We start from the raw sequence: 26,286 nt of genomic DNA, 5'->3' as shown, positions 1-26,286 counted from the left end.
ACCGGCCGGCGTCCGCGCCTCCAACCCTACGGACGCGACATCCGCCGGGCAACGGAACCAGACGACGGAACCGTGACGGATGTCGGGACCGCGCGTCCGCCCGCATCCTCAGAACCGGATGACCTGCCGGATCGCCGCGCCGTCGGCCAGCGTGTCCATGGCCGCATTGATCTCGTCGAGCTCGATGTGCGACGAGATGAGCGCCTCGACGGGCAGCCGCCCCTGCCGCCACAGGTCCGCGTATCGCGGGATGTCCCGCGACGGCACCGCCGAGCCGAGGTAACTGCCCACGATCGTGCGCGCCTCGGCGGTGATCGTGAGCGGCGACACCTGCGACATCGCGCCCGGCGCCGGCAGCCCGACGGTCACGGTGCGTCCGCCCGATGCGGTCAGCGCGAAGGCCGTCTCGAAGGCACGCGGATGCCCGGCCGCCTCCACCACCACCGGCGCGCGCAGCCCCGCCTCGACCGCCTCATCGGGGCTGAGGGCGTCGGATGCCCCGAGCTCGCGTGCCCGGTCGAGCTTCGCCGGCACCGCATCGACGCCGATCACCCGCCCGTGGCCGAGTGAGATCGCCGTGATGAGCGCCGCCATGCCGACGCCGCCGAGCCCGACCACGATGACGTCCTGCCCGGGACCGGCGGCACCCGCGTTCACGACCGCGCCGCCGCCCGTGAGCACCGCGCACCCGAGCACGGCCGCGACATCCGGCGGCACATCCGCACCCACGACCACCGCCGAGCGGTGATCGACCACCGCGTACGTCGCGAACCCCGAGACGCCGAGGTGGTGGTGCACCGGCTCGCCGTCGCGATGCAGCCGGATGCCCCCGCCGAGCAGCGTGCCCTTCGTGTTGGCCGCCGAGCCGGGCACGCACGGCATGACGCCATCGGTGCGGCATCCGTCGCACTCGCCGCACCGCGGCAGGAACGCCGTGACCACCCGGTCGCCGACCGCGAAGCCCGCAGCGGATGCCGCCGCCCCGACCTCCTCGACGATGCCCGCGGCCTCGTGGCCGAGGAGCATCGGCACGGGCCGCGGGCGGTTGCCGTCGACCACCGAGAGGTCGGAGTGGCAGACGCCCGCGGCCTCGATGCGCACAAGGAGCTCGTCGGGGCCGGGCGCGTCGAGCTCGAGCTCGCCGACCGTGATCGGCGTGGACTCCGCGAACGGACGCGCCCGCCCGATCTCCTCGAGCACGGCCCCCGTGATGACCCTGGACATCGGTGTCGCCCTCAGTGCGTCGGGAACCCGAGGTCGATCTGGCTCTCGCTGGGCAGCGGCCACCGCGTGGTGACGACCTTGCGGCGCGTGTAGAAGTTGAAGCTCTCGGGGCCGTACATGTGGGTGTCGCCGAAGAGCGAGTCCTTCCAGCCGCCGAACGAGAACGCGCCGACCGGCACCGGGATCGGGATGTTCACGCCGACCATGCCCACCTCGATGTCGAACTCGAAGCTGCGCGCGGTCTTGCCGTCGCGGGTGAACACGGCGGTCCCGTTCGCGTAGCGGTTGGCGTTGATGAGCTCGACCGCGTCCTCGTACGAGGCCACCCGCACGATCGAGAGCACCGGTCCGAAGATCTCCTCGTCGTAGACCCGCATGCCGGGCTCCACGTTGTCGACGAGGGAGGCGCCGATGAAGAACCCGTCGCCCTCGAACGGCTTCTCGCGACCGTCGACCACGACCGTGGCACCCTCGCCCGCAGCACCCTCGACGAATCCGGCGACGCGTTCGCGCGCCTCGCGCGTGATGAGCGGGCCCATCTCGGACGCCGGGTCGGTGCCGTCGCCGATGACGAGCCGCGACATCCGCTCGCCGATCTTCTCGATCAGCGGGTCGGCGACGTCGCCCACGGCCACGAGCACCGAGACCGCCATGCAACGCTCGCCCGCCGACCCGTAGGCGGCCGACACAGCCGCGTCGGCGGCGGCGTCGAGGTCGGCGTCGGGCATGACGACCATGTGGTTCTTCGCGCCGCCGAGCGCCTGCACGCGCTTGCCCTGCTCGGCCGCGCGTGTGTAGATGTACTTCGCGATCGGCGTCGAACCGACGAACGAGACAGCCTTGATGGTCGGGTGGTCGAGGATCGCATCGACCGCGACCTTGTCGCCGTGCACGACGTTGAGGATGCCGTCGGGAAGTCCAGCCTCGCGGAAGGCGTCGGCCAGCCAGACCGCGGCGGAGGGGTCGCGCTCCGACGGCTTGAGGATCACCGCGTTGCCGGCCGCGATCGCCGTGGTCACCATCCAGAGCGGCACCATGGCCGGGAAGTTGAACGGCGTGATGCACGCCACGACGCCGAGCGGCTGCCGCACCTGGTGCACGTCGACGCCACCCGCGACCTGCTCGGAGTAGTCGCCCTTGAGGTGGTGCATGAGGCCTGCGCAGAACTCGACGTTCTCGAGGCCGCGCGCGACCTCGCCCTTGGCGTCGTCGACGGTCTTGCCGTGCTCGGCCGTGATGATGCGGGCGAGCTCGTCGGCGCGCGTCTCGATGAGCTCGCGGAGCTTGAACATCACGTGCGAGCGCTTGGCGAGTCCGGTCGCGCGCCAGGCCTTCTGCGCAGCGGATGCCGCGGCCACGGCCTCGTCGATGCGCGCGGCGTCGGCCAGCACGACCTCTCCGGTCTGCTCGCCCGTGGCCGGATTGAACACGGGCCCGCGTCGGGCGTCGTCGTCGACCCGTGCGCCGGCGATGACGTGCGGAACGGTGGTCTTCACCGCGGTGAGTGTGTCGGTCATGTCGGTTGTCCTTTCGGTGGAACTGGGTCAGGCGGCGGGCTGCTCGGCGGGCTCCGGCTCCGGCTCCGGCTCGAAGCCGGCCACGCGGCCGTCGGCGGAGGCGTACTTCGCGATGAGGCTGCAGTCCTTGCCGCCGAGCCCCTCCTCGATCAGGCGTTCGAACTGGTCGCGCGCGAGCGCGGCGGCCGGCAACGAGAGCCCGGCATTTTCGCCCGCCTCGAGCGCCAGGGCGACGTCCTTGAGGGCGAGCGTGGTGGCGAACGTCGCGTCGAAGTTATGGTTGGCGGCCGCCGACTCCGTGATCCCGGGCACCGGGTACCAGGTGCGCACCGCCCAGGAGTCGGCCGACGAGACGCGCGCGACGTCCCAGAACGTCTTGGCGTCGAGCCCGAGGCTCGCGGCGAGCTGCGATCCCTCGGCCGCGGCGACGAGCGAGATGAAGAGCATCATGTTGTTGGCGAGCTTCGCGGCGATGCCCATCGTCGGGCCGCCGACGGCGAAGGTATTGCCGGCCATGGGGTCGACGAGTCGTGTCGCCTCCGCGACATCCGCCTCGCTGCCGCCGAGCATGAAGGTGAGCGTGCCGGCCGCGGCCCCCGAGATGCCGCCCGACACCGGGGCGTCGACGAACCGGAAGCCGCGTTCGGCCGAGCCCTCGTGGCACCACCTCGACGTCTCGATGTCGACGGTCGAGCTGTCGAGCAGCAGCGCGGTGGCCGGTGCGTTCGCCCACACCCCGCCATCGCCCTCGTAGACGTCGCGCACGTGGCTGCCCTTCGGCAGCATGGTGAACACGGCGTCGGCGGCCGAGACCGCTTCGGCGACGGATGCCGCGACGCGCACGCCGCGTTCGGCGGCCGCGTCGGTCGCCCGCGCGTCGAGGTCGAACCCGACCACGTCGTGCCCCGCGGCCACGAGATTCGCGGTCATCGGACCGCCCATGTTGCCCAACCCGATCCAGGCGATCGTCGCCATGTGTGCCTCCTACGGCGTCCTCGACGTGAAGTGATGCGGCTCCGGCCCGAAAGGCCCGCCGCGCACCGCTCACGTTACGTTCGCGTGGACTCGCGTTCAATGCACAGCGTGCGCGAATCTTGCACCGCTGCTGTGCATTGATGCACCATGTCCTGATGGCGACCTCACGAACACCCGACGCCGAGGGCCTCATGACCTTCCTCGCGGTCGCCCGACTCGGGCGCTACACCGCCGCAGGGCAGGTGCTGGGCGTGAACCACTCCACGGTCTCCCGGCGCATCGCCGCGCTCGAGGAGACGATGGGCGGCCACGTGCTCACGCGGGCGTCCGGCGCCTGGGTCGTGACCCCGCTCGGCCAGCGGGCGATGGCGGCCGCGGAGCGCATCGAGTCCGAACTGCACGGGCTCGTCGGCGACGAGAACGCGGGACTCACCGGGCTCGTGCGCATCGCCGCGCCGGATGCGTTCACCGCGCTCTACGCCGTGCCGGCGATCGCGCCGCTCCAGGAGGCCAATCCCGACCTCGCGTTCGAACTGCTCAGCGCCACGCAGCGCGTGCGGCAGCACCGCTCGGGTGTCGACATCGAGATCGCCGTCGGCCGGCCGGATGTGCGCAAGGCGCTCGCGACGCCGATCATCCGGTACTCCCTGGCGCTCTTCGCGACCGAGGCGTACCTCACCGCGCACGGCGAGCCCCGCACGGTCGCCGAGATGGCCGATCATCGCCTGATCTTCTACATCGAGCCGGCGCTGCAGATCGACGAACTCGACCACGCGCTCAGCGAACTGCCGCCGTCGCCGCCGAGCATCCGCTCGACCGGCGTCTTCGCGCACGTCGGGGCGGCCGTGGCGGGCGCGGGCATCGCGATCCTCCCCGATTTCGTCGCCGCCCGCGAGCCGAGCCTGCGACGCGTGCTCGCCGAGCAGTACGACCACCCCGTCGAGTACTGGGCGGTCACCCGTGAGGAGAGCCTGCGCAACACCGCCGTGGCCGCCGCGTTCCGCGCGCTCGTCGAGTACCGCACGGTGTGGCAGGCGCACCGCCCTCAGCTCGTGCAGGAAAAGTGAAGGCACCCCGCCTCTGGCGCAGGGATGGGGCCCATTCTCCTGCACGAGCGTTCGGTGCAGCGCGAGCGCAGACGCACGGATGCCGCGGCACGGCCGACTCCGAAGAGCAGCCGCCCGCGGCATCCGCGCCCCCGGTCTTACTCGTGCACCTTCTCGACGAACTTCTCGCGGTCGGCGGCGTCGATGTCGCGGAGCGAGACACCGACGGTCTCGCGCAGCGCGGCGACGGCCACGAGGGTGACGGCCGCGGCGAGCGCGAGGTAGATGGCGACGGGAACCCGGTTGCCGTAGGTGGAGAGCAGCATGGTCGCGATGACCGGTGCGAGCGAGCCCGCGACGATCGAGGTGACCTGGTAGCCGAGTGAGACGCCCGAGTAGCGCATGCGGGTCGGGAACATCTCGGCCATGATCGCCGGCTGCCCGGCGTACATGAGCGCGTGGATCATGAGGCCGACGATGAGGATGCCGACGATCAGGAAGTCGTTCTTCGTGTCGAACAGCGGGAAGGCCACGAAGCCCCACACCGCCGCCAGCACGGCGCCCGCGGCGTACACCGGCTTGCGTCCGAGCCGGTCGCTGAAGCGGCCGACGAACGGGATGACGATGAAGTGCACGACGTGCGCGAACAGGATGAGCGTCAGGATCGTCGACGTGTTCATCTCGAGGTGCGCCGACATGTAGGTGATCGAGAACGTGACGACCAGGTAGTACATGATGTTCTCGGCGAAGCGGAGGCCCATGGCGGTGAAGACGCCGCGCGGGTAGCGACGAAGCACCTCGAAGACGCCGTACTGCACCTTCTTGGCCGCCTCGACCTCGGCCTGCGTCTCCTTGAAGATCGGCGCGTCGGTCACCTTCGTGCGGATGTAGTAGCCGACCGCCACGATCACGACCGAGAGCCAGAAGCCGATGCGCCAGCCCCAGCCGAGGAACGCCTCTTCGCTGAGCGTCCACGAGAGGGTCAGCAGCACGACGGTGGCGATCAGGTTTCCGGCGGGCACCGCCGCCTGCGGCCAGCTGGCCCAGAACCCGCGCTGCTTGTCGGGCGAGTGCTCGGCCACGAGGAGCACCGCCCCTCCCCACTCGCCACCGACCGCGAAGCCCTGGAGGAAGCGCAGCACGATGAGCAGGATCGGCGCGGCGTAGCCGATCTGGTCGAACGTCGGGAGGCAGCCCATGAGGAAGGTCGCGACGCCGACGAGGATGATCGCCAGCTGCAGCAGCTTCTTGCGCCCGTACCGGTCGCCGAAGTGGCCGAAGACGATGCCGCCGAGCGGGCGTGCGACGAAGCCGACCGCGTACGTCAGGAACGCTTTGATGATGTTGTCGAGCGGGTTGTCGCTCGCCGGGAAGAAGATGACGTTGAAGACCAGCGTCGCCGCAGTGGCTTAGAGGAAGAACTCGTACCACTCGACGATGGTGCCGGCCATCGAGGCCGCGACGACCTTGCGCAGACCGGTGGGAGTGGACGCACCGGATGATCCGGCAGACGGATTGGTGCCCTGTGTCGAGCTGTCGACAGCCATTGGCGACTACCTCCTTGTAGTGATGGCGCGAGTCGGGGGAAGACACGCGATGCCGCGATTCTGACGGGCGATTCAGGTTCGCGGCAATCGTCGATCCCGCACAGCCGGTGTGCGTTTGTGCACATGTCGACTGGGTGCGGGCGGATGCCGCGATCCGCTACGCCAGGCCCTCCGCGGTCTGCTCGAGGTCGCTCTTCGGTCGCTCGCGCTGCGTGGCGATGGCCGTGCCCGCGGCGCCGCAGACCACGGCGATGGCAATGACCTCGAGCACCGAAAACGTCTCCGACAGCACCAGCCAGCCGAACACCGCGGCGATCACCGGGCCGAAGCTCGTGATGATCGCGTAGAGCCGCGGCGTGATGCGCCGCAGGATGAAGGTGTCGAGGCTGTACGGCAGCGCCGACGAGAGCACGCCCACGCCGACGAGCAGCCCCACGACCCGCCAGTCGATCGCCGCCGGATCGAAGGTCGCGATCGCGAACGGCAGCAGCAGGGCGAGGCTCACGATGCTCGCGACCGTGAGTCCCTCGAGGCCGGGCAGCCCCACGGCCACGCGTCGGGTGAGCACGATGTAGGCGGCCCAGCTCGCCGCCGCGGTCAGGGCGAGTGCCACGCCCCACGGGTCGATGGCCGCGGCATCCGACGATCCCGGACCGATGAGCAGCACCACTCCCCCACCCGCGGCGAGCGCGCACACGACATCGAGGACTCGACGCGACGTCGCGAGTGCGAGCGCGAGGGGACCGAGGAACTCGATCGTCGCGGCGATCCCGAGGCCGAGCAGGTGCACCGACTCGTAGAACGTGAGGTTCATGACGGCGAGCACCACGCCGAGGAGCACGGCGGGCCAGAGTCGCCCCCAGGTGAGCTCCGCGCGCTTCGGCCGGTAGAACGGCAGCACCGCCGCGACCATGACGATCTGCCGCACGGCGACGACGACGAACGATCCGACGATCGGGATGACGAGGCCCGCGAGCGACGACCCGAAGTTGATCGAGACCTCGGTGCCGAGCTGCGTCGCGGCGCCCGTGAAGCGGCGGCGGCTGAGCGCGGCATCCGCCTCGTGATCGTCAGGTCGCACCAGACGACGATACGCGGCGCGGGCGGCGGCCGCGGCATCCGCTCGGTTCAGCCTGCGAGCTGCTCACGGAACGCGGGCGGTCCGCCGGGCACGGCGCGGGCGGATGCCGCCGCCGCGACGAACCCGTCGGGACGCACGAGGTAGACGAGCGACGGATCCAGCCGGTCGAACGGGTCGGGCGGGAACGCGTGCCCCTCGAGGCCGACCGACTCCGCGATCGCGCGCACCTCGGGTTCGTACACGCCGTAGCCGTGCACCTGCCACGTCATGGAGCGGAGCACGTCGTAGTTCGAGCCGGTCCACTGCAGCCGCCGGCCCACGACGCGGTCGCGTCGGTCGCGCCGGCTTCGACCGCGCGCGTGCACGTCGCGCGGCGACATCCGGTAGTGGATCCGGGTCTGCGACACGTAGCCGAACACGCGCCGACCGCCGACGAGGCGCGGCAGCAGTCGAATCGCCACGGGGCCCACGACGGGGATGACGCGGCCGCGCACGAACCGCGCGAACCGCGTTTCGGAGGTGACGGTGGCGAAGACGCGATCGGTCGTCGCGACGAGCGTCTGGGCGACGCGCCGGCGCTCGACCTCGTACCGGTCGAGCCGCCGCTCGGGCATGCCGCGCACGAGCACGTCGGCGAACGCGCAGGCGAGATTGTGCGCCTCCTGCAGCCCGGTGTTCATGCCCTGCGCGCCGACGGGCGAGTGGATGTGCGCGGCGTCGCCGACGAGGAAGCACGGCCCCACCCGGAATCGCGCGGCGAGCCGGTGGTGCAGCCGGTACGTCGTGAACCACGCCGAATCGGTGTACTCGACGCCGAACTCCCGGTCGACGAGCGCACGCATGCTCGACTCGGCGAAGGTGCGGTCGGCCTCGAGGTCACGGTCGCGCACGACGCCGAGGAGGCGCATCCGTCCGCCGCCCATGGGGAACGCGAGCAGGAAGTGATCGGCTGTGACGCGCAGGTTGATCGACCCGTCGAGGAGCCCGGTCACGTCGGCGGCGTCGGCCACGTAGAAGGAATGCTCGTTCGTGATGCCCTCGAACGGGATGCCGAGCTCCTCCCGCACCCGTGAGTGCGCACCGTCGGCGCCGACGCAGTACTTCGCGCGGACGGTGACCGGCCCGTCGGGCCCCTCGAGGGTCGCGGTGACGGATGCCTCGCCGGCCTCGCCTGCCTCGCCGATCTCGCCGATCTCGAGCCCGTCGAGCCGGTGACGCCAGAGCACCTCGCGGCCGTATTCGCCGAGCGTGTCGACGAGGAGCCGCTCGTTGCGGCTCTGCTCGAACACCGTGATCTCGGGAAACGGCGTGACGCCATCACCGATGGCGCGGAAGACGATGCGGCCGAACGGCTTGCCACGTCCCGCAGCAGGCGCGATGCCGCTCGCCGGCGAGCGCTCGGCGAACACCCGGTCGATGAGGCCGAGCTGGTCGTACACCTCGAGGCTGCGCGCCTGCACGCCGAGCGCCCGCGATTCGCGCGTCGGGCCGTCCTTGCCGTCGACGATGACGGCGTCGACGCCGAGCTTTGCGAGGCACACCGCAAGCATGAGTCCGCTCGGACCGGCGCCGACGACGAGCACGTCGGTGCGGAGCTCTTCGGCCATGTCCCCACTGTCGCACCGCGGAACATCCGCCGCCACCATCTCAGAGGAGGATCTCGCCCGGCTCCTCGATGCGGCGCCACCCGACCGCTGCGATCGCGGCCGGCAGGTGATCGGCGGCGACGAGGTCGGGCATCGCGAGGCCGGTGAGCTCGGCGATGTCGGCGATCGGTACCTGGAACGTGCGGAAGGGTCCGAGCGGAGGCACGTCGCCCGGTGCCGGCTCGCGCACCGCGCCGGTGTCGACGAGCGGCGTCTGATCGACGACGAACCCGATCGCGGCGAGTTCGGTGCCCGTGCTCCAGGCCGCCACCTTCCAGAACCGCAGGGGCACCCGGATGCCGCGGTACGGCGGATCCCCGGCAGCGAGCACCGGTGCCGTGAACACGCTGAGCCGCAGCCGGTGCGCCCGGGCATGCTCGAGCACGTGGTCTTCGAGGCCGAGCCACAGCTCCTTCGACTGGTTGAAGCCTGAGGCCTGCGGGGCTGCGTTCGTGAAGCGGAACGTGTCGGCGTTCGCACGCGCCGCGACCTCGGGGGTCCCCCACACCGGGTCGCGGCGACGCACGAGGTGTCCGCGATCGAGGTCGTTGTCGGCGTAGATCTCGGGTCCCGCCTGCCAGTCGGCGGGGATACGCTCGTCGAGCTGCCAGCGATCGCCGCGCTCGAGCTCCACGAGCTGCGCGCCGTCGACGTTCACGGCCGTGACCCGAGCCAGCCGCCGTGCGCAGTCGAGCAGCACGGTGAAGTGCAGGTAGTCGAGTTCGACGGATGTCGCGGCATCCGCTTCATCCACCCGCGGCATCGCCGCGCCCACCCCCAGGAACTGCGCGTCGAAGCCCATGCCCCGACTCCACCACGGACCGCCGACACGCGTGGAGGCCCCGCGATCCGTCGACTCACGGGTTATGGTCGCCCTGCACCTGATGCAACGGCCACAACTCGTGAGTCGAGGGTCGGGGCAGCGGTGGAGGAGCGGTCGATGCAGCCATCGGAAACCTGCGCGCCGCACCGGGTTCGCGCACGATGAGTGCGCCGGATGCCGCATCCGTTGCCCGATTTTGCGGCGGCGGCATCCGTCGTGCGACCCTTCACAGGGTCGGCGGCCGCCCCCGCCCCCGCCGACCCGGCGCGCACGAGAGGATCACCCCATGGAATCGCAGGCCACCCGTATGCACGCGGTCACCGACGAGACCGCGAAGATCGTCGACCTCGTGCTCGACTACTCGCGGCGTCGCATGCTCGCGAGCGACACCCCGCTCGACAAGCCGATCTCGGAGTTCGAGCTCGACCGGCTCGCCGGCCGCACGATCGACGAACGCGGCATCGGCGCCCGCCGCGCCCTCGCGCTCTTCGAGCACGTGCTGGCCCCGGCGTGCATCACGACCGACCACCCGCAGTACCTCTCGTTCATCCCGACCGCGCCGACGAAGGCCGCGATCGCGTTCGACCTCGTCGTCTCGGCGAGCGCGCTCTACGGCGGCTCGTGGCTCGAGGGCGCCGGTGCCGTGCACGCCGAGAACGAGGTGCTCTCCTGGCTGGCGAGCGAGTTCGGGCTGCCGCCCACCGCCGGTGGCGTGTTCGTGCAGGGCGGCACGCTCGGCAATCTCTCGGCGCTGGTCGCCGCCCGCGAGCAGGCGCGCCTCACATTGAGCGAGCGGGGAGCGGATGCCCCGAGCCGGTGGCGTGTGGTGTGCAGCTCCGAGGCGCACTCCTCGATCGCGTCCGCCGCGCGGGTCATGGACGTCGACGTGGTTCCGGTGGACCCGGGCCCCGACGGGATGCTGCGGGGCAGCGCGGTGCGGGCGGCACTGGCCGAGCACGGGGCATCCGTCTTCGCCGTCGTCGCCACCGCCGGATCGACCAACTTCGGCATCGTCGACGAGGTCGCCTCGATCGCCGCCCTCAAGGACGAGTACGACTTCTGGCTGCACGTCGATGGCGCCTACGGCCTCGCCGCGATGCTCTCGCCGCTCGCGCGCGACCGCTTCGCGGGCGTCGAGCTGGCGGACTCGCTCATCGTCGACCCGCACAAGTGGCTGTTCGCGCCGTTCGACGCGTGCGCGCTCATCTACCGCGACCCCGAGGCGGGGCGCCGGGCGCACACGCAGCACGCCGAGTACCTCGACACGCTCACCGAGACGAGCGAGTGGAGCCCGTCGGACTACGCGGCGCACCTCACCCGGCGCGCACGCGGCCTGCCGCTGTGGTTCTCGCTCGCCACCTATGGCGGGGCCGCCTACCGCGACGCCATCACGAGCGCGCTCCAGCTCGCGCAGGACATCGCGCGTGAGATCTCGTCGCGCGACGGCCTGCGGCTCGTGCGGGATCCGCAGCTGTCGGTCGTGGTGTTCGAGCGCGAGGGCTGGACGCGTGAGGACTACGCCGCATGGTCGGCGCGGCTCCTCGACGAGCAGCGTGCATTCGTGACGCCGAGCTCGCACGGCGGCCGACCCAACACCCGGTTCGCGATCGTGAACCCGATGACGACGTTCGCGCAACTCGTGGGGATCCTCGACACGATGGCCTGAGCCGAGCGGATGCCGCGGGCTCACCGTCAGCGGCTCAGCTCAGGCCCTGCTCGCTGTTCCATGTGCCCATCCGCTCCGAGAACCCGGCGTCGGCGAGTTCGGGCGGGCGGCCGGCGGTGAAGACCACGACGTGCCCGTCCGGATCCGTCGTTGTCAGGTCCCGCGTGTTCCACGGCGTATCCACCGGTCCGTCGACGATCCCCCCACCGTGGGCACGAGCTCGATCAGCCAGTTCGTCGAGCTCGTCGTAGACGGCGGCGAAGCTCAGCGTGAGACCGGATCCGGGTTCGACCGGGCCGAATGATGGCCGAACCAGCAGATCTTGGAACTGCCACCTGCGCAGGTGCACCAGCACCGGGGCTCCGCCGGGGCCGGGGATCGCGAAGAGGCTGATGAAACCGAGGCCATCGGTGTACCAGGACACGGTGGCGTCGAGGTCGGCCGCGAGGAGCGTCGCGAACGCGGGCATGCCGTAGATGTCGCGCGTGATCTCGGGGGCTTTGGCGCCCAGTCGGGGCGCCGGCACTGGTGAGCTGATCGTGGTCATGCGACGAGTCTGAGCCTTGACGTTGCGTCAAGGTCAAGCGTCGATCCTCGGAGGTCGCGGCCGAGACATCCGGATCAAACATTGAACTTTTCGGTTCAGTGTTCTACACTGAACCACATGGTTCAGCAACAGGCACTCGATCGGGCGTTCGCCGCCCTCGCCGACGAGACGCGTCGGGACATCCTGACCCGCCTCGGCGACGGCCCGGCGACGATCACCGAGCTCGCGGAACCGGCGGGCATGACGCTCACCGGCCTCCGGAAGCACGTCGACGTGCTCGAGGCCGCCGGCCTCGTCACCACCGAGAAGGTCGGCCGCGTGCGGCAGGTCCGGCTCGGCACCGAGCGTTTGGATGACGCGATGGCATGGATCACCTTCTATCAACGGCTCTGGGAGCGTCGACTCGACGGTCTCGAGGCCTACTTCACCCTCCGTAACGGAGCGAAAGGAACGGAATCATGAGCGACACCAGCGAGACCACCGAGGCCATCGGCCTGCGGATGCAGCGACAGCTGCCCGCGAGCCCCGAGGAGGTCTTCGACGCCTACACCGACGCCGAGAAGCAGAAGATCTGGTTCTCGATCCTCGACGAGGAACCCGGCGTCGTCGAGATCGAGGTCGACCTGCGGGTCGGCGGCAAGCAGGTCGCCGTCTGGGGGCCGAACCGCGACACCCTCTTCCGCGAGGAGCAGACGTTCCTCGAGATCGACCGCCCGCACCGGCTCGTCAGCGAATCGACCGGCTACGAGCCCGACGGCAACTCCCTCACGACGCACATCGTCATGACGTTCGAGCCCCACGACGGCGGCACGCTCGTGACCGTCGAGCAGACGGGCTTCCCGACCCCCGAGGTACGGGACTTCTTCGAGACGATGGCCTGGGTCGGCGGCTTCGACCGGCTCGAGGCGTACCTCGTGCGCTACGCGGGGGCGTGAGGCCGCGGCATCCGCGGTCCTCAACCGTCCCATTCTGCGGATATACGATCCGGCGCGCCGCGCGGCGACCAGCCGGCCCGGGGTGTCGGATCGTATATCCGCCGTTTCGTGCACGTCGGAGCGCGCGGACGCCCCGAGCCGCCAGGCGCGGCCGCGGCATCCGCGTCAGCCGAGCCGCTCGGCGAGCCAGGCCGACTGCCGCAGCCAGTGCGCCGCGGCGCCGCCCTCGTGCTCGTTGAATGCGTACTCGACGATGTCGGCGGTCGGGGTCGCGGCGGTTCCGGATGCCGCACCCCAGTGATTGCGCGCGGCGTACACCGTCGACGGCGGGCACACGGGGTCGAGAAGTCCGACCGAGAACAGCGCCGGCGCCGTCGCGCGCTTGGCGAGGTTCACGCCGTCGAAGTACGCGAGCGTCTCGAACACGCGCGCCGCGGCATCCCGCTGCACGGAGAGGAACTTCACGATCTCCTGGTACGGGAACTTGTCGGTGAGCCCGACCGACCGCTCGAAGTGGCAGAGGAACGGCACCTCGGGCATGGCAGCCACGAGCCCTTCCGAGAGGCCGGCCGCGGCGATCGCGATGCCACCCCCCTGACTGCCGCCGGCCACCGACACGCGCGAGGCGTCGACCCGGTCGAGGGTGCGCACCGCGTCGACCGCGAGCACGGCGTCGGTGAAGACGCGCCGGTAGTAGTAGGTCGCGGGCGACTCGATGCCGCGCGTCATGAAGCCGGGCGCCGAGGGGCCGGTGCCGTGCGGGTCGGGCGTGGTGCCGCCGGTGCCCCAGCCGCCGCCCTGCCCGCGAGTGTCCATGAAGAAGTACGCGTAGCCGGATGCCGCCCACGCGAGCCGCTCGTGCGGAAGCCCGCGGCCTCCGCCGTAGCCGTTGTACTCGACGATCGTCGGGAGCGGGCCCTCGGCGCCCGCCGGCACCACGAACCATCCGCCGATCGGATCCCCCGCGAACCCGCTGAACGACACGTCGTAGACCTCGAATGCCGTGACCGGGGAGTCGACCCGGGTGAGGTTCGGCGGCTGCGCGAGCGCGCGCGATTCGGCGAGCGTGTCAGCCCAGAACGCGTCGAAGTCGGCCGGCTCGGCGATGTCGGGTCGATAGCGGCGAAGCTCGTCGACGGGCAGATCGAAACGGGGCACGGCTCATCCTTGGGTTCGAGCGCGGCGGGGCACGCGCGGGGGGTGCAGGGTGCGGGGTGCGCGGTGTGCGGCGTCGCTCAGCGTAGCGGAGCACCGAGCGCCCGTGCCCGACATGACGATCTGCGTATGCTGGAGCGACTCGCGCCACAACGGGAGGAGCATCGTGCAGCGTCGCCCCGAACGCCCCGAACGCCCCGAACGCCCGAAGCCGCCCTCGCAGGTCGTGGTCGTCGTGGTGCTCGCGTACGCGCTCGGCATCCTCGACATCGCCGCGGGGCTCGTGCTGATCCTGCTCCGCTACGACGAGGAGATCCGTCGGGCCGGCAACGCCTTCGCCATCACCTGGTGGGGCGCCACCATGATCATCGTCGGCCTGTTCGTGATCGCCGTGGCATCCGGACTCACCCGAGGCCGCCGCGATGCCCGCGCGCTCGCGACGGTCGGGGCCGCGGTCTCGGCGCTCGTCGCCGTCGTCGACATCGCGATCGAGCCGGGAGACCCGTGGTTCCAGCTCGCGGTCATCGCGATCGCGGTGCTCGTGATCCTCGCCCTGTGGCGCGGCACGTCGGCCGCATTCTTCCGGGGCTCCCGCGCGCGAGCGCGTCGGCGCTGAGGCTCACGCCGCTCAGCCCGTCACCCGATCGCCGGCAGCGTCGGAGCGGCGGATGTCGCGGCCCGCCCGGTCTCGCGCGTCGATCCTGCGGTGCACGAACCGCACGATCTCCACGCCCGCGATCGAGACGCCGACCGCGCCCATCGCGAGCAGCATCGTCGGCAGGGTCAGTTCCACGAACTCGAGGAAGTCGTTCGCGAACGGCACCGCGAAGACCAGCACGAGGCCGATCATCATCGAGCCGACGATGACGATCTTCCACCCGTCGACCGGCCTCGAGAGCACGGTGAGCACCCAGATGCCGACCGCCCCGAGGATGAGCGTCGAACCCGTGCGCAGCTCGCCCTGCGGAATGCCGAGCGCGTCGGCCGCGAGGCTGTAGGCCGTGAGCACGAGCCCGATGACGATGCCGGCGGGAATCGCGAACGACAGCGAACGCCGCAGGAAGCCGGGCAGATAGCGCTGCGCGTTCGGCATCAGCGCGAGGAAGAACGCGGGGATGCCGATCGCGAGCCCGTCGATGACCGACAGCTGCCTCGGCAGGAACGGGAACTCGAGCAGCAGCACGCCGAACAGCACCGCGAGGATCGTCGCGTACGACGTCTTGGTGAGGAACAGCATCGACACGCGCTCGATGTTCGCGATGACCCGGCGGCCCTCGGCGACGACGCCGGGCAGGTGCGCGAACCGCCCGTCGAGGAGCACGAGTCGGGCGACGGCCTTGGTCGCGGCCGACCCCGAGTCCATGGCGATGCCGATGTCGGCCTGCTTGATCGCGAGCGCGTCGTTCACGCCGTCGCCGGTCATCGCGACCGTGCGTCCGAGCCGCTGCAGGGCGATCACCATCTCGCGCTTCTGGTCGGGCGTGACCCGTCCGAAGACGACGTGCTCCTCGAGCACCCGACCGAGCTCGGCGGGATCGTCGGGCAGCTCGCGGGCGTCGTATCCGCTGGGCGCGTCGAGCCCGACCTCGCGCGCGATGGCGGCCACGGTCTGCGGGTTGTCGCCCGAGATGATGCGCACGGCGACCTCCTGCTCGGCGAAGTACGCGAGGGTCTCGCGCGCATCGGCACGCACCCGCTCGCGGAAGGTGAGGAGGGCCACGGGCGCGAGCCCGGCGGGCAGGCGCTCGGCTGCGGCATCCGCTTCGCTCATCGCGGCCGTGGCGTGCGCGAGCAGCAGGGTGCGACGGCCGGTCGCGGCGAGTTCGGCGGCGCGGCCGAGCACGTCACCGGATGCCTCTGCGTCACCGGATGCCGCCAAGACCATCTCGGGACCGCCGAGCACCCAGGTGCCGAGCCCGTCGAAGCTCGCGGCGCTCCACTTGCGAGCCGACGAGAACGGGATGCGCGCGGCCGGCTCGAGCGCATGCTCGACCGGATACGCGGCCGTCAGGCAGCGGGCCGTCGCATTCGCCTCGGGTTCGGAGCCGTACCAACCGAGCACGTCGTCGAGCCCGTGCGGCGCCAACCCGACCGCGTGGAACGCGTCGAACACGATCACGCCCTCGGTGAGGGTTCCGGTCTTGTCGAGGCAGATGAGGTCGACGCGCGCGAGCACCTCGACGGCGGCGAGTTCCTGCACGAGCACCTGTCGGCGCGAGAGTCGCTGCGCGCCGACCGCGAAGGCGATGCTCGTCATGAGCACGAGTCCGAGTGGGATCATCGCGACGACCGACGCGACCGCCCGCACCACCGCGTCCTGCCAGTCCCCCGACTCGATCGCCGCGGCCCAGCCACCCGAGTTCACCATCTGCGCGTTGAGCACGAGCAGGCTCACGGGCCCGATGATCCACGCCACCCAGCCGAGCACGCGGTTGACGCCGCGGCGCAGCTCGCTCGACACGAGCGAGAACTGCTTCGCCTCGCTCGAGAGCCGGTTGGCGAACGAGTCCGCCCCGACGCGAGTGACGGCGGCCGTTCCGCTGCCGCCGATCACGATCGAGCCCGACAGCACCGGCTCGCCCGGCTCCTTGTCGATCGGGTCGGATTCGCCGGTGAGCATCGACTCGTCGACCTGCAGCCGCTCGGATGCCGCGACCACGCCGTCGGCCGCGATCTGGTCGCCGGCTCGAAGCACGAGCAGGTCGTCGCGCACGACGTCGCCGATCGCGACCTCCACGTCGACGCCGTCGCGCCGAACCCGCGCGTGCGGCGCGTGCAGGAGTGCGAGCCGGTCGAGCGAGCGCTTGGCTCGGAACTCCTGCACCGAACCGATGATCATGTTCGCGACCGCCGCGAAGCCGAACAGCGAGTCCTGCCAGCGGCCGATGGCGAGCAGCACGAGGAAGCACGCCACGACGATCGCGTTGAAGAGCGTGAACACGTTCTCCCGAACGATGCTCCACCAACTGCGGCTCGTGGGACTCTCGAACGCGTTGGTCTCGCCGCGGGCCGTCCGCTCCGCGACCTCGGCGGAACTCAGCCCGGCGCCGCTCGCGAACGTCGCGTCCACCCCGCCCACTCCGTCATCCATCACATGGCGCGAGCCGGCGCGACGGGCGGCTCGGCTATCGCGGGTGCGGGGCGACGTACGACCGTCGTGCCGCTCAGCCGGTCGTACGGTGTGCGCCCGCCGGCGACGAACAGCAACACGATCCAGGCGAGCGGGATCACGTAGGCCGCAGCCGTGAGTACCCAGACTCCGACCGCGACCGTGCCGTCGTCGGCGCTGCTCGAAGTGATCGCGAAGACGGCGGCGTGGCCGATGAGCCAGGGGACCCCGATCTTCAGGGCGTTCCGCAGCAGCGCGACGGGTAATCGGGGGCTCCCGGCATCCGTGCGCACCTCGAGGTCGAGGACCCGCTTGCCGGGCGTCGCTGCGCGCCGCCGGGACTCGAACCAGGCGGCGCCGACGACCGCGGGCACGACGACGACCAGAGCGCCGACGAGGTTCAACGTCGCCACGTCCATCGACGGGGTCACCCCGGCGAGATACAGCGGGACCCCGATCGCGGCCGTGAGGCCGACCCAGCCGAGGATGCACGCCCAGTCGATCAGCCACGCCACGATCCGTCGTCCGCTGATGCTCATGGGCTCGACACTACGGCGGTGCGCGGCTTCGGCGTATCGTGGCGCGCATCGGGCTCGAGAACGGGAGGAACGTCATGGTGCTCATGCACGAGCGAGCGGATGCCGCAACCGACGACGTGGGCTGGAACGAGTCCATCGAGGGCGAGTCGATCGGCTCCGACGTCTCGGTGATCCTCGTGTACCAGTCGCGGCCCGGTGCGGGGCCGCGACTCCACCGGCACCCGTACACCGAGACGTTCGTGGTGCGGAGCGGACGAGCGGTGTTCACCGTCGGTGACGAGCGGCTCGAGGCATCCGGCGGTCTCGTGCTCGTGGTTCCGGCGTTCATGCCGCACAAGTTCGAGGTGGTGGGGCCCGAGCCGTTCGTGTCGACGAACATCCACTCGAACCCTCGCTTCGTCACGGAGTGGCTGGAGTAGCGCGGCTGGTGCTCGGCTCTTGGCGGGTGGCGCCGGTCGGCGCCGCCAGAATGTACGGATGACCGATCACGTCTTCATCGCCGGACCCGCCTCGTGGAACCGCATCGTCGAGCTCGACCGGCTGCCCGAGCCGGTGCCGCACATGCAGTTCGCGCTCGGCGAGTGGGAGACGATGGGCGGCACCTCGGCGGGCAAGGCGCTGGGGCTCACCGCCCTCGGACGACACGTGACGCTGCATGCGCTCCTCGGCGGCGACGTCGAGGGAACGCGCGTGCGCAACCTGCTCACGGCGGCGGGTGTCGAGTTGCTCGCGGGCGACGGCGGCACCACGGAACGGCACCTCAACCTCATGACGCGCGACGGTGCCCGCGTCTCCCTGTTCCTCGCGACGCCCGATGTTCCCGCGAGCGGTCCGGCGCCGTCTGCCGTTGCGGCGATGACGGATGCCTCGGCCATCGTGCTCGACCTCGCCCCGCTGTCGCTCGGGCTCATCCCGCTCGCGCGTGCGACGGGCCGCCCGATCTGGACCGACATCCACGACTACGACGGCGAGTCCGAGTTCCACCGTCCGTTCATCGAGGCGGCGGACGTGATCTTCATGAACGCCGACCGGATCGGCGACGACCCGCTGCCCTTCATGGAGCGGTGCATCGAGGGCGGGGCGTCGCTCGTAGTGTGCACGCTCGGCGCCGAGGGAGCGGTCGCGCTGGACGATCGGATGACCCGTCACGCCGTCGCGGCGGCCCCCGTCGAGGTGATCGACACCAACGGTGCGGGCGACGCGTTCATGGCGGGCGTACTCGACGCGACGCTCGCGGGGTCACCGCTGCCCGAGGCGCTGCGGGCCGGAGCACGGAACGCGGCCTGCGTGCTCACGACGCGGCACCTGCACCCGAGCCTCGACCCGCTGCTCAGCTGAGCCGAACGACACTTACCCTTTCCAATCCCCGGCACTCCGGCACCCCGGCACTTCGGTACTTTGGCACTCCGGCACTTCGGCACTTCGGTACTTTGGCACTCCGGCACTCCGGCACTCCGGCACCGCGGCACCGCGGCACTCCGGCACTCCGGCACTCCGGCACCCCGGCACTCCGGCACCCCGGCACTTCGGTACTCCGGCACTTCGGTACTCCGGCACTCCGGCACCGGTGTCTGGCACGAAACGGTCGATCGCCGGACGCAGAGGCAGAGCCAGGCAGCCGCCCCTTGCCATCACTGGGTCCGGCTCCTATAGTTAACGACATTGTGAACTATCAGGTGCCCGAAGACGACGGCCTCGACGCCGTGTTCGCCGCGCTTGCGAACCCCGATCGTCGGCAGATGATCGACCTGCTCGCGATGCGACCCGCATCCATCGGGCAGCTCGCCGACCACGTCGGCATGTCACTGCCGGCGATCAACCGGCACATCACGGTGCTCGAGGAGTCGGGACTCGTCCAGCGGAGGAAGCACGGCCGGGTCAACTTCCTCGCCTTGCGGCGGGAACAGCTTCGCCGCCTGCAGGAGTGGACGAACCGGTACCAGACCTACTGGGGCTCCGACGAGGAGACCCTCGAGAACTACATCGCCGCCATCGAGCGAACAGGCAACACTGCCGAACGAGAATCCGACCCCGCCGATCCGATGGAATGAGAAGCCATGAACACCTACATGTTCCTCTACAAGGGCTACGTCACCCCGACCCCCGAGATCGAGAAGGCCTGGATGGACTGGTTCGCCAGCGTCGGCGACCGGATGGTCGACAGTGGAAAACCCATGAGCCGCGGGGCTGAGGTCACTCCCGGCGATGTGCGCACGATCGAACCCGGCCTCGAGTCGTTCACCGGCTATTCGATCGTCACTGCCGACAGCTTGGACGACGCGATCGAGGTCGCCAAGACGAACCCGATGATCACGAGCGTCGTCGTTCACGAGCTCGCCCGGATGTAGCGTCAGCGCCCGCGCCCGGGCGCCATCCCCTATTTCAGCGTCACCTCGCGGGCGACCGCCTCGCGCAGCGCCGGAACGACCTCCGCGGCGAAGCGCTGGATGTCGCCGGGCTCGTCGCTTGCGAGGATGAACGTTCCAACACCGTCGTCGACGACGTAGGGCAGCAGCTGCTCGACCCATTGCCCTGCCGGGCCCTCGAGGAACCCCCCGCCGGCGACAGCCGAGAACCGACCGTCGATGTTCACGATGCGCCGGATCTCGCGGGGGTCGCGTCCGACGGCGAGCGCCGCCTCGTCGATCGTCGCGTTCCCGGCGGCAAGCTCGCCCGGCTGCAGGCGGGCGAGTGACGGCAACCAGCCGTCGCCCTTGCGCCCGACCAGTCGCAGCATGCGCGGCTTCAGTGCACCGATCCAGATGGGGATGTCGTGCGCGGGCGCCGGCCCCCGCTTCGCGCCGCTCACCCGGTGGTATCGGCCATCGACTTCGAAGCGTGAGCGCTCGCCCGCATCCCAGATGCCGCGGATGACGTCGATCGCCTCGGACAACGCGTCGACCGCCTGGCCGGGCGTGAGCCGCCGCCCGCCCATGGCGTCGATCGCATCCCAGAATCCACCCGCGCCGAGCGCCAATTCGAACCGCCCGCCCGAGAGCAGGTCGAGGCTTGCCGCGGCTCGAGCGAGCACCGCGGGCGGTCGAAGCGGCACGTTCGTCACGTTCGCCGCGAGCTGGATACGTTCGGTGCGCGCCGCGACCCAGGTGAGCAGGGTCTGCGTGTCGTGGAACCTCGGCTGGTACGGGTGGTCCTGGAAGGTGACGAGGTCGTAGCCGGATGCCTCGCTCAGCTCGGCCAGCCGCACCGCCGCCTGCGGCGGATCATTGCGGGGAGTGATGAACGTGCCGAACTGCAACTCGTGACCGTAGTACATCCTGCTCCTCAGATCGCCCGGTGATCCACGAACGGCATCCGCGGCCCGCGTCGCGGCCGCCCCCGCACGCCCGCGGCCTCGAGAAGCCGCACGACCCGGTACCGGTGCCCGGACCAGGGCGTCATCGCCTCGACCATCTCCGCGTCCGTCATGTCACGCCCCCACAGTGCATGGCCCAGGTAGTTCGACAGGTGGTAGTCGCCGACCGAGAGCGCGTCCGCATCGCCGAGGGCCCGCTGCGCCACCTCGGCGGCGGTCCAGACGCCGATGCCGGGCAGCAGGGTGAGACGAGCCGCGGCATCCGCTGGGCCCATGCTCGCCGTCTCATCGAGACGCGCCGCGTACCGCGCGGCGTTCACGATCGTGCGGGCGCGCCTCGGGTCGACGCCGGCCGTGTGCCACTCCCACACGGGGATCGACGCCCATCGTTCGGGCGTCGGGGTGACCATCATGCGGCGCGGCGTCGGCCCGGGCGCGGGCTCGCCGAACCGCCATACGAGCCGGCGCCACGAGTCGTGCGCCTGCAGGGTGATGACCTTCTGTTCGAGGATCGCCGGCACCAGCGCCTCGAACACCCGGCCCGTGCGCGGCATGCGAAGCCCGGGATTTCGCCGATGCGCGTCGTCGAGCAGCCGGATGCGGGGTTCGAATCCGCTCGGATCGTCACGCTCGCCCAGGAGCTCGGGTGCGGATGCCACGGCCGCACCGGCGCCCGGCCCCCAACCCTCGCAGTGCAGCTCGTCGGCCGCGGGCTGCGTGTACCGGAGCGTCGCGACGCCCTCGCCGGTGCGTGTCGTGCGCCAAACCGCTCCCCCGTCGCGACGGAACGTCGGATCGCCGGGCCCTCGCCGTAGCGACCCGATCGTCTGGTGCAGATCGGTCGGATGCCTCGGGCTCCAGGTCAGGGCGTGCTCGGCGATCACCGCTTCAGTGTGCCCGACGCACCTGACAACGGCCGCGCCGTCGCCGACATCCGCGCCGTCGTCGAAGCCGTCACTTCCAACTGTGCCGCACCGACTCCCGACGCGAGAACCGCGCCTGGATGAACCCCATCACGATCGCCGCGGCGATGAGCGCCGCCCCGAGCGGGACGAGGAGCTCACGGATGACCCGCAGCCCCAGTTCGAGCCCGACGCGGAGGTCCTGCCCCTGCGCGTCGAATCCGACGCCCAGCTGGTCGAGGAGCCACGGCACCAGCACCACGAGCAGCGCGCCGAGGACGGCGAGCACGACGCCCCACCACAGCACCTTGCCGGGTGCCCCCTCCATGGCGAACTGCTTCGGCTTGTCGACGACGACTTCTTCGGTCTCGGTTGCCCCCATGATCCTGCACCATACCGGGCGAACGGGGCGCTCGTCACCAGTTCGGGGGTCGCGGCGTCAGACCCGACGCCGCAACAGCCCGAGCACCAGCATCACGAAGCCGAGCTCCACGAGTCCGAGTACGAAGTAGACGGCCTGCAGCACGCTGAACGGAATGAAGATCATCTGCACGAAGATCCAGATGAGCGTCGCGAAACCGGCTGCCGCCGACCAGAAGAGGGCGCGCGGCATCCGTCGCGAGAGCATCGCGAACGCGAGCACGTGCAGGCCGCCCAGCACCACCGCGAGCACGACGCCCGGCAACACGTAGGAGCCGAAGGGCGAGTCGGCCAGCTCCTCGCCCGGCGGGTTGAGCACGCTCGTGAATTCGGCGTCGACCGCGCCCATGATGAGCGCGATGCCGCCGGCGATCGAGGTGAGCGCCACGAAGGCCTGCACGAGCAGCAGGGTGATCCGGATGCCGCGGCGCTCCTCCATGCCGATCAACCCGTGACCGGGGCGCCCACGAGGAACGGGGCGATCATCACCGGTCCGCCGGCGTTCATCAGCAGGTCGTTGTTGGTGCGCCCGAGGGGCCGGAATCCCTGCGTGCCCGGGGCGGTCGGCCGACCGCTCACCGTGAGCACCGCGCGACGCGACACCGCGGCGAGCGCCTCGCCCGGCGACGAGGTCGAGCGGCGCACCACGATGCCCGCGGTGAGCTCGCTCGTCTCGGGGATCTCCCGCACGAGTCCGAGCGCCCGCTCATCGTCGGTGGCATCGGGCCCGCCCGAACGGATGAGCATGAGACGCTCGCCCAGGCGCACGGCCTCGCGCGCGGCGTACCGCACCGGGTCGATCCAGCCGGGCTCGTCGCCGAGGCCGACCGCCACGCCGCTGCGACCGGTGGAGGTCGAGATCGGCACGATGATGGTCGGAACCGAAGCCATGGCGGCCAATTGGAGGCCGCGTGATCCCAGCGCGTGGCCGTGGAACGATCCCATCTTGTGCGTGCCGATCGCCACCGACTCGTGGCCGGCAGCCTCGGAGGCGAGCACCAGCATGGGCGAGCCCACCTCGACGCGGGCGCTGACCGCCACGGCGTCGGCCTGCTCACGCGCGTACTCGAGTTCACGCGCAACCATCTGCTCGGCCGTGGTGCGGAGTTCGGCGAGGTCGCGATCGCTGATCGTGCCCCACTCGTCGTCGACGACCGACAGCAGCGCGACCTGCGCACCGCTGCCCTCGCCCCGCTCGACCGCCCATGCGACCGCTGCCCGACTCGCGATCGAGCCGTCGATGCCGACGAGGATCGACCTTTCCATGCTCCACCGTCTCCTCTGCGACGCGGATGCGGCGAAGGTGCTGCCGCGATGATTCCGATCGCTTCGTCCCAGCATCACCCGGCGGAGGCATTCCGCCTCGGGCCATTGGTCCCCCGGATCCCATCGCCGACCATCTCGTCTCCGCCCGTGCGCCGGTGATAGCCTGCCGACAGACCGCGATACGGAGGGGGTGCCGTGCCGGAATCGCATCCGTTGCCACCCGAACAGCCGGTGTCGGAACTCGACCGTGCTCTGCACGACCTCGTCGAACGCGCCGATGACGTCATCGCGACGCAGGGCCGCCTGCGGGCACTGCTGCACGCCACCCAGGCCGTTGTCGAACCCATCGAGCTGCCCGTCGTGCTCGAGCGCATCGTGCGCGCCGGCCTCGAGCTGGTCGACGCCGAGTACGGCGCACTCGGTGTCGTCGCGCCCGAAGGAGGACTCGAGGAGTTCATCCACGTCGGCATGGCTCCCGACCTGGTGGCGAAGATCGGCCACCTCCCCGAGGGTCACGGCGTGCTCGGCGCACTCATCGACGATCCGCATCCCATCCGGCTTCGGCACATTTCCGACGACCCGCGGTCGGTCGGCTTCCCCGAGGGGCATCCGGCGATGGACGCGTTCCTCGGCGTGCCGATCCGCGTTCGCGACGAGATCTTCGGCAACCTCTACCTGTCGAACCCGCGGGCCGGCGAGTTCACCAACGAGGACGAGGACCTGATCTCGGCCCTCGCGGCGACCGCCGGCTTCGCCATCGCGAACGCACGGCTCTTCGACGAGACCCGCATGCGCCAGACGTGGACCGCGTCGTCGGCGCAGATCGCGTCGGCGCTGCTCGGCACCGCGAGCGCGGCAGCAATTCCGATGCTCGCCGACGAGCTCATCGCGCGCACGGCGGCCGATCGCATCGGCATCGTCGTTCCGGGCCCCGACCCCCTCACGGTTCGCGTCGCCGAGGCGCGCGGGGTCGGAGCAGAGGTCCTCGCCGGCACGGTGATCCCGTCGATGCTCACGGCCGCCGCCGTGGTGTTCGAGAGCGGGGAGTCCCGCGCCCGCTCTGGCGGACGCGCCGGAGAAGCGGCCGATGCGCTCGCCATCGTCGCCGACGACGACGTCGGCAGCGGCGTCGGCGTGGGACCGACGATGTTCGTGCCCCTGAAGAACGCGTCGTCGGTCTGGGCCGTCGTGGCCGTCGGTCGCACCCCGGGCAGTGGTCACTTCACCCCGGCCGAGCTCGACATCGCCGACGACCTCGCGAACCGCGTCGGACTCGCCATCGAACTGGCTCGCGCCCGCGAGGAGCAGCAGCGCGCCCTGCTCGCCGATGACCGCTCACGCATCGCCCGCGACCTGCACGACCACGTCATCCAGCAGCTCTTCGGAACCGGGCTCGAGCTGCAGGCGCTCGCCGGTGGCGCGGCCGATACGGAGCTCGCGCGGCGTCTCCAGGCGGCGGTGTCGACCCTCGACGACAGCATCGCGCAGATCCGCATGATCATCTTCGCGATGTCGCCGCGCCCCGAGGCCGACAGCTCGCTCCGGCGCCGCCTCCTCGACATCGCCGCCGAGTGCTCGCCGTCGCTGCCCGAACCCGTCGCCGTGAGTTTCAGCGGACCCGTCGACCTCGTCGTCACCGGCGACGTCGCCGAGGACGTCGCGGCCGTTTCGCGGGAACTGCTCACCAACGCGGTGCGGCACGCCTCCGCGTCGAACGTGCGGCTCTCCCTCGTGGCGAACGAGAGCGCGGTGCGCGTCGCCGTCGATGACAACGGCACCGGCATCCCCGAGACCGGCCGGCGCAGCGGGCTCGCCAACCTGCGCGAGCGCGCCGAGCGGCGCGGCGGCCGCCTGCACATCGATTCCGAGCCCGGTCGCACGACCGTGCGCTGGACGGTACCCGCAGACACGGCAGACGGAGCCCACACATGACCCGGGTGTTCCTGGTCGACGACCACGAGATCGTGCGGCGCGGGGTGGCCGAGCTCCTGCAGCGTGAGGACGACCTCGAGGTCGTCGGCGAGGCCGGCGACGTCGCTCACGCCCTCTCGCGCATCGAGGCGACCCTGCCCGACGTCGCGCTGCTCGACATGCGGCTGCCCGACGGCGACGGCATCGCCCTCTGCCGCGAGATCCGATCGCGACATCCCGAGATCCACTGCCTGATCCTCACCGCGTACGACGACGACGAGGCGGCGATGAGCGCCGTGCTCGCAGGCGCATCGGGCTACGTGCTGAAGAACATCAACGGCTCGAAGCTCGTCGACCACGTGCGGGCCACCGCAGCCGGGCGCAGCCTCCTGCACCCAGCCGTCACGCGGCAGGTGGCGACCAGGGCCGCCTCCGACGACCGCGAAGACCCGCGGTTCGGCTCGCTCAACCTCCGCGAGCGGCAGGTGCTCGCGCTCATCGCCGAGGGGCTGACCAATCGCCAGATCGGCGAGGAACTCGACCTCGCCGAGAAGACGGTGAAGAACTACGTCTCAGGGCTGCTTCGCAAGCTCGGCTTCGAGCGCCGCACGCAGGCGGCGGTCTACCAGCTCGAGCACCGCGACCAGCAGTGAGGGAGCGGATG

Annotated in this window: 26 protein-coding genes and 1 pseudogene; 11 read left to right on the top strand and 16 right to left on the bottom strand. The window is 70.8% G+C overall.

The genetic code is table 11. From position 1 onward, the window contains the following. Positions 1 to 108 precede the first annotated feature (108 nt). Genes AB0K73_RS03885 through mmsB form a run of 3 tightly spaced genes read right to left on the bottom strand, consistent with a single transcriptional unit; the run spans position 109 to position 3,716 of the window. A complete protein-coding gene (locus AB0K73_RS03885; RefSeq protein WP_360510514.1) occupies positions 109 to 1,224 on the bottom strand; it encodes an alcohol dehydrogenase catalytic domain-containing protein in 1,116 nt (371 codons plus the stop codon). Between the two features lie 11 nt (positions 1,225 to 1,235). Continuing rightward, positions 1,236 to 2,741: a CoA-acylating methylmalonate-semialdehyde dehydrogenase gene (locus AB0K73_RS03880; RefSeq protein WP_360510515.1), complete on the bottom strand. Its 1,506-nt coding sequence runs from the start codon at positions 2,739 to 2,741 to the stop codon at positions 1,236 to 1,238. 27 nt (positions 2,742 to 2,768) lie between these two features. After that, positions 2,769 to 3,716 carry a 3-hydroxyisobutyrate dehydrogenase gene (gene mmsB / locus AB0K73_RS03875; protein ID WP_360510516.1) on the bottom strand — a complete coding sequence of 316 codons (948 nt, stop codon included), beginning with the start codon at positions 3,714 to 3,716 and terminating at the stop codon, positions 2,769 to 2,771. A gap of 155 nt (positions 3,717 to 3,871) precedes the next feature. On the opposite strand from mmsB, the gene AB0K73_RS03870 reads away from it, so the two are divergent. Further along, positions 3,872 to 4,783: a LysR family transcriptional regulator gene (locus tag AB0K73_RS03870; protein WP_360510517.1), complete on the top strand. Its 912-nt coding sequence runs from the start codon at positions 3,872 to 3,874 to the stop codon at positions 4,781 to 4,783. A 137-nt stretch (positions 4,784 to 4,920) separates the two neighbouring features. Here AB0K73_RS03870 and AB0K73_RS03865 read toward each other — a convergent pair. The 4 genes and pseudogenes from AB0K73_RS03865 to AB0K73_RS03850 all read right to left on the bottom strand — a co-directional run bounded on the left by AB0K73_RS03865 (position 4,921) and on the right by AB0K73_RS03850 (position 9,799). Continuing rightward, positions 4,921 to 6,309: pseudogene (locus AB0K73_RS03865) on the bottom strand (MFS transporter). 157 nt (positions 6,310 to 6,466) lie between these two features. Continuing rightward, positions 6,467 to 7,390, bottom strand: coding sequence for an EamA family transporter (locus AB0K73_RS03860; RefSeq protein ID WP_360510518.1), 924 nt, complete (start codon positions 7,388 to 7,390; stop codon positions 6,467 to 6,469). Positions 7,391 to 7,437: 47 nt separating this feature from the next. Beyond that, complete coding sequence (locus tag AB0K73_RS03855; protein ID WP_360510519.1) at positions 7,438 to 8,997, bottom strand: FAD-dependent monooxygenase; 1,560 nt, start codon at positions 8,995 to 8,997, stop codon at positions 7,438 to 7,440. Between the two features lie 40 nt (positions 8,998 to 9,037). Next, positions 9,038 to 9,799: a DNA/RNA non-specific endonuclease gene (locus AB0K73_RS03850; RefSeq protein WP_360511260.1), complete on the bottom strand. Its 762-nt coding sequence runs from the start codon at positions 9,797 to 9,799 to the stop codon at positions 9,038 to 9,040. 346 nt (positions 9,800 to 10,145) lie between these two features. Between AB0K73_RS03850 and AB0K73_RS03845 the strand changes: the two genes are divergently transcribed. Continuing rightward, positions 10,146 to 11,525: a pyridoxal-dependent decarboxylase gene (locus AB0K73_RS03845; protein WP_360510520.1), complete on the top strand. Its 1,380-nt coding sequence runs from the start codon at positions 10,146 to 10,148 to the stop codon at positions 11,523 to 11,525. A gap of 34 nt (positions 11,526 to 11,559) precedes the next feature. Here AB0K73_RS03845 and AB0K73_RS03840 read toward each other — a convergent pair whose 3' ends face one another. Continuing rightward, a complete protein-coding gene (locus tag AB0K73_RS03840; RefSeq protein ID WP_360510521.1) occupies positions 11,560 to 12,072 on the bottom strand; it encodes a VOC family protein in 513 nt (170 codons plus the stop codon). 117 nt (positions 12,073 to 12,189) lie between these two features. On the opposite strand from AB0K73_RS03840, the gene AB0K73_RS03835 reads away from it, so the two are divergent. Together AB0K73_RS03835 and AB0K73_RS03830 are read left to right on the top strand one after the other, a co-directional pair. Next, complete coding sequence (locus tag AB0K73_RS03835) at positions 12,190 to 12,534, top strand: metalloregulator ArsR/SmtB family transcription factor (RefSeq protein ID WP_360510522.1); 345 nt, start codon at positions 12,190 to 12,192, stop codon at positions 12,532 to 12,534. Beyond that, positions 12,531 to 13,007: an SRPBCC domain-containing protein gene (locus AB0K73_RS03830; RefSeq protein ID WP_360510523.1), complete on the top strand. Its 477-nt coding sequence runs from the start codon at positions 12,531 to 12,533 to the stop codon at positions 13,005 to 13,007. Before AB0K73_RS03835 ends, AB0K73_RS03830 begins: the two co-directional genes overlap by 4 nt. 165 nt (positions 13,008 to 13,172) lie before the next feature. Here AB0K73_RS03830 and AB0K73_RS03825 read toward each other — a convergent pair whose 3' ends face one another. Beyond that, the gene (locus AB0K73_RS03825) at positions 13,173 to 14,165 is read right to left on the bottom strand and encodes an acetylxylan esterase (protein ID WP_360510524.1); all 993 of its coding nucleotides are present in this window, start codon (positions 14,163 to 14,165) and stop codon (positions 13,173 to 13,175) included. Positions 14,166 to 14,328: 163 nt separating this feature from the next. On the opposite strand from AB0K73_RS03825, the gene AB0K73_RS03820 reads away from it, so the two are divergent. Next, positions 14,329 to 14,778 (top strand): hypothetical protein, encoded by a 450-nt coding sequence (locus AB0K73_RS03820; RefSeq protein ID WP_360510525.1) that lies wholly within the window; start codon positions 14,329 to 14,331, stop codon positions 14,776 to 14,778. Positions 14,779 to 14,790: 12 nt separating this feature from the next. On the opposite strand, the gene AB0K73_RS03815 is transcribed toward AB0K73_RS03820, so the two are convergent. Further along, entirely contained in the window at positions 14,791 to 17,253 is a 2,463-nt protein-coding gene (locus tag AB0K73_RS03815) for an HAD-IC family P-type ATPase (RefSeq protein WP_360510526.1), read from the bottom strand. Further along, positions 17,253 to 17,810: an RDD family protein gene (locus tag AB0K73_RS03810; RefSeq protein WP_360510527.1), complete on the bottom strand. Its 558-nt coding sequence runs from the start codon at positions 17,808 to 17,810 to the stop codon at positions 17,253 to 17,255. Before AB0K73_RS03810 ends, AB0K73_RS03815 begins: the two co-directional genes overlap by 1 nt. Positions 17,811 to 17,884: 74 nt before the next feature. Between AB0K73_RS03810 and AB0K73_RS03805 the strand changes: the two genes are divergently transcribed. The 4 genes from AB0K73_RS03805 (at position 17,885) to AB0K73_RS03790 (ending at position 20,158) form a co-directional block, all read left to right on the top strand. Beyond that, a complete protein-coding gene (locus tag AB0K73_RS03805; RefSeq protein ID WP_360510528.1) occupies positions 17,885 to 18,229 on the top strand; it encodes a cupin domain-containing protein in 345 nt (114 codons plus the stop codon). 58 nt (positions 18,230 to 18,287) lie between these two features. Next, the gene (locus AB0K73_RS03800) at positions 18,288 to 19,148 is read left to right on the top strand and encodes a carbohydrate kinase family protein (RefSeq protein ID WP_360510529.1); all 861 of its coding nucleotides are present in this window, start codon (positions 18,288 to 18,290) and stop codon (positions 19,146 to 19,148) included. Positions 19,149 to 19,474: 326 nt separating this feature from the next. Continuing rightward, positions 19,475 to 19,861 carry a metalloregulator ArsR/SmtB family transcription factor gene (locus tag AB0K73_RS03795; RefSeq protein WP_360510530.1) on the top strand — a complete coding sequence of 129 codons (387 nt, stop codon included), beginning with the start codon at positions 19,475 to 19,477 and terminating at the stop codon, positions 19,859 to 19,861. A gap of 6 nt (positions 19,862 to 19,867) precedes the next feature. Next, a complete protein-coding gene (locus AB0K73_RS03790; protein WP_360510531.1) occupies positions 19,868 to 20,158 on the top strand; it encodes a hypothetical protein in 291 nt (96 codons plus the stop codon). A gap of 29 nt (positions 20,159 to 20,187) precedes the next feature. Here AB0K73_RS03790 and AB0K73_RS03785 read toward each other — a convergent pair whose 3' ends face one another. From AB0K73_RS03785 to AB0K73_RS03765, 5 genes are all read right to left on the bottom strand, one after another. Beyond that, positions 20,188 to 21,084 (bottom strand): LLM class flavin-dependent oxidoreductase, encoded by an 897-nt coding sequence (locus AB0K73_RS03785; RefSeq protein ID WP_360510532.1) that lies wholly within the window; start codon positions 21,082 to 21,084, stop codon positions 20,188 to 20,190. Between the two features lie 8 nt (positions 21,085 to 21,092). Then, positions 21,093 to 22,007, bottom strand: coding sequence for a DNA-3-methyladenine glycosylase 2 family protein (locus AB0K73_RS03780; protein ID WP_360510533.1), 915 nt, complete (start codon positions 22,005 to 22,007; stop codon positions 21,093 to 21,095). Positions 22,008 to 22,077: 70 nt separating this feature from the next. After that, positions 22,078 to 22,407, bottom strand: a complete 330-nt coding sequence (locus tag AB0K73_RS03775) for a hypothetical protein (RefSeq protein WP_360510534.1) — start codon at positions 22,405 to 22,407, stop codon at positions 22,078 to 22,080. Positions 22,408 to 22,464: 57 nt separating this feature from the next. Then, the gene (locus AB0K73_RS03770) at positions 22,465 to 22,884 is read right to left on the bottom strand and encodes a hypothetical protein (protein WP_360510535.1); all 420 of its coding nucleotides are present in this window, start codon (positions 22,882 to 22,884) and stop codon (positions 22,465 to 22,467) included. A gap of 5 nt (positions 22,885 to 22,889) precedes the next feature. Further along, positions 22,890 to 23,711, bottom strand: a complete 822-nt coding sequence (locus tag AB0K73_RS03765) for a universal stress protein (protein WP_360510536.1) — start codon at positions 23,709 to 23,711, stop codon at positions 22,890 to 22,892. Between the two features lie 195 nt (positions 23,712 to 23,906). Here AB0K73_RS03765 and AB0K73_RS03760 point away from each other — a divergent pair, with 195 nt between their 5' ends. Continuing rightward, on the top strand, positions 23,907 to 25,643 hold the full coding sequence (locus tag AB0K73_RS03760; RefSeq protein WP_360510537.1) for a GAF domain-containing protein: 1,737 nt from the start codon (positions 23,907 to 23,909) through the stop codon (positions 25,641 to 25,643). Then, positions 25,640 to 26,275 carry a response regulator transcription factor gene (locus tag AB0K73_RS03755; protein WP_360510538.1) on the top strand — a complete coding sequence of 212 codons (636 nt, stop codon included), beginning with the start codon at positions 25,640 to 25,642 and terminating at the stop codon, positions 26,273 to 26,275. Before AB0K73_RS03760 ends, AB0K73_RS03755 begins: the two co-directional genes overlap by 4 nt. The last annotated feature ends 11 nt before the right edge of the window (positions 26,276 to 26,286 follow it).

This window comes from Agromyces sp. NPDC052230, from assembly GCF_040679595.1.
Taxonomy (GTDB): domain Bacteria; phylum Actinomycetota; class Actinomycetes; order Actinomycetales; family Microbacteriaceae; genus Agromyces.
The sequence above is the reverse complement of the archived record's forward strand: the minus strand, read 5'-3'. Positions and strand labels throughout refer to the sequence as shown.

Bases quoted from the DNA above. Each gene is read 5' to 3' on its own strand.
- AB0K73_RS03840 (WP_360510521.1), bottom strand. From the start codon at position 12,072: ATGACCACGATCAGCTCACCAGTGCCGGCGCCCCGACTGGGCGCCAAA.
- AB0K73_RS03755 (WP_360510538.1), top strand. From the start codon at position 25,640: ATGACCCGGGTGTTCCTGGTCGACGACCACGAGATCGTGCGGCGCGGG.
- AB0K73_RS03815 (WP_360510526.1), bottom strand. From the start codon at position 17,253: ATGGATGACGGAGTGGGCGGGGTGGACGCGACGTTCGCGAGCGGCGCC.
- AB0K73_RS03870 (WP_360510517.1), top strand. From the start codon at position 3,872: ATGGCGACCTCACGAACACCCGACGCCGAGGGCCTCATGACCTTCCTC.
- AB0K73_RS03845 (WP_360510520.1), top strand. From the start codon at position 10,146: ATGGAATCGCAGGCCACCCGTATGCACGCGGTCACCGACGAGACCGCG.
- AB0K73_RS03855 (WP_360510519.1), bottom strand. From the start codon at position 8,997: ATGGCCGAAGAGCTCCGCACCGACGTGCTCGTCGTCGGCGCCGGTCCG.
- AB0K73_RS03885 (WP_360510514.1), bottom strand. From the start codon at position 1,224: ATGTCCAGGGTCATCACGGGGGCCGTGCTCGAGGAGATCGGGCGGGCG.
- AB0K73_RS03770 (WP_360510535.1), bottom strand. From the start codon at position 22,884: ATGGAGGAGCGCCGCGGCATCCGGATCACCCTGCTGCTCGTGCAGGCC.
- mmsB (WP_360510516.1), bottom strand. From the start codon at position 3,716: ATGGCGACGATCGCCTGGATCGGGTTGGGCAACATGGGCGGTCCGATG.
- AB0K73_RS03765 (WP_360510536.1), bottom strand. From the start codon at position 23,711: ATGGAAAGGTCGATCCTCGTCGGCATCGACGGCTCGATCGCGAGTCGG.
- AB0K73_RS03805 (WP_360510528.1), top strand. From the start codon at position 17,885: ATGGTGCTCATGCACGAGCGAGCGGATGCCGCAACCGACGACGTGGGC.
- AB0K73_RS03835 (WP_360510522.1), top strand. From the start codon at position 12,190: ATGGTTCAGCAACAGGCACTCGATCGGGCGTTCGCCGCCCTCGCCGAC.
- AB0K73_RS03850 (WP_360511260.1), bottom strand. From the start codon at position 9,799: ATGCCGCGGGTGGATGAAGCGGATGCCGCGACATCCGTCGAACTCGAC.
- AB0K73_RS03800 (WP_360510529.1), top strand. From the start codon at position 18,288: ATGACCGATCACGTCTTCATCGCCGGACCCGCCTCGTGGAACCGCATC.
- AB0K73_RS03810 (WP_360510527.1), bottom strand. From the start codon at position 17,810: ATGAGCATCAGCGGACGACGGATCGTGGCGTGGCTGATCGACTGGGCG.
- AB0K73_RS03785 (WP_360510532.1), bottom strand. From the start codon at position 21,084: ATGTACTACGGTCACGAGTTGCAGTTCGGCACGTTCATCACTCCCCGC.
- AB0K73_RS03880 (WP_360510515.1), bottom strand. From the start codon at position 2,741: ATGACCGACACACTCACCGCGGTGAAGACCACCGTTCCGCACGTCATC.
- AB0K73_RS03775 (WP_360510534.1), bottom strand. From the start codon at position 22,407: ATGGGGGCAACCGAGACCGAAGAAGTCGTCGTCGACAAGCCGAAGCAG.
- AB0K73_RS03790 (WP_360510531.1), top strand. From the start codon at position 19,868: ATGAACACCTACATGTTCCTCTACAAGGGCTACGTCACCCCGACCCCC.
- AB0K73_RS03830 (WP_360510523.1), top strand. From the start codon at position 12,531: ATGAGCGACACCAGCGAGACCACCGAGGCCATCGGCCTGCGGATGCAG.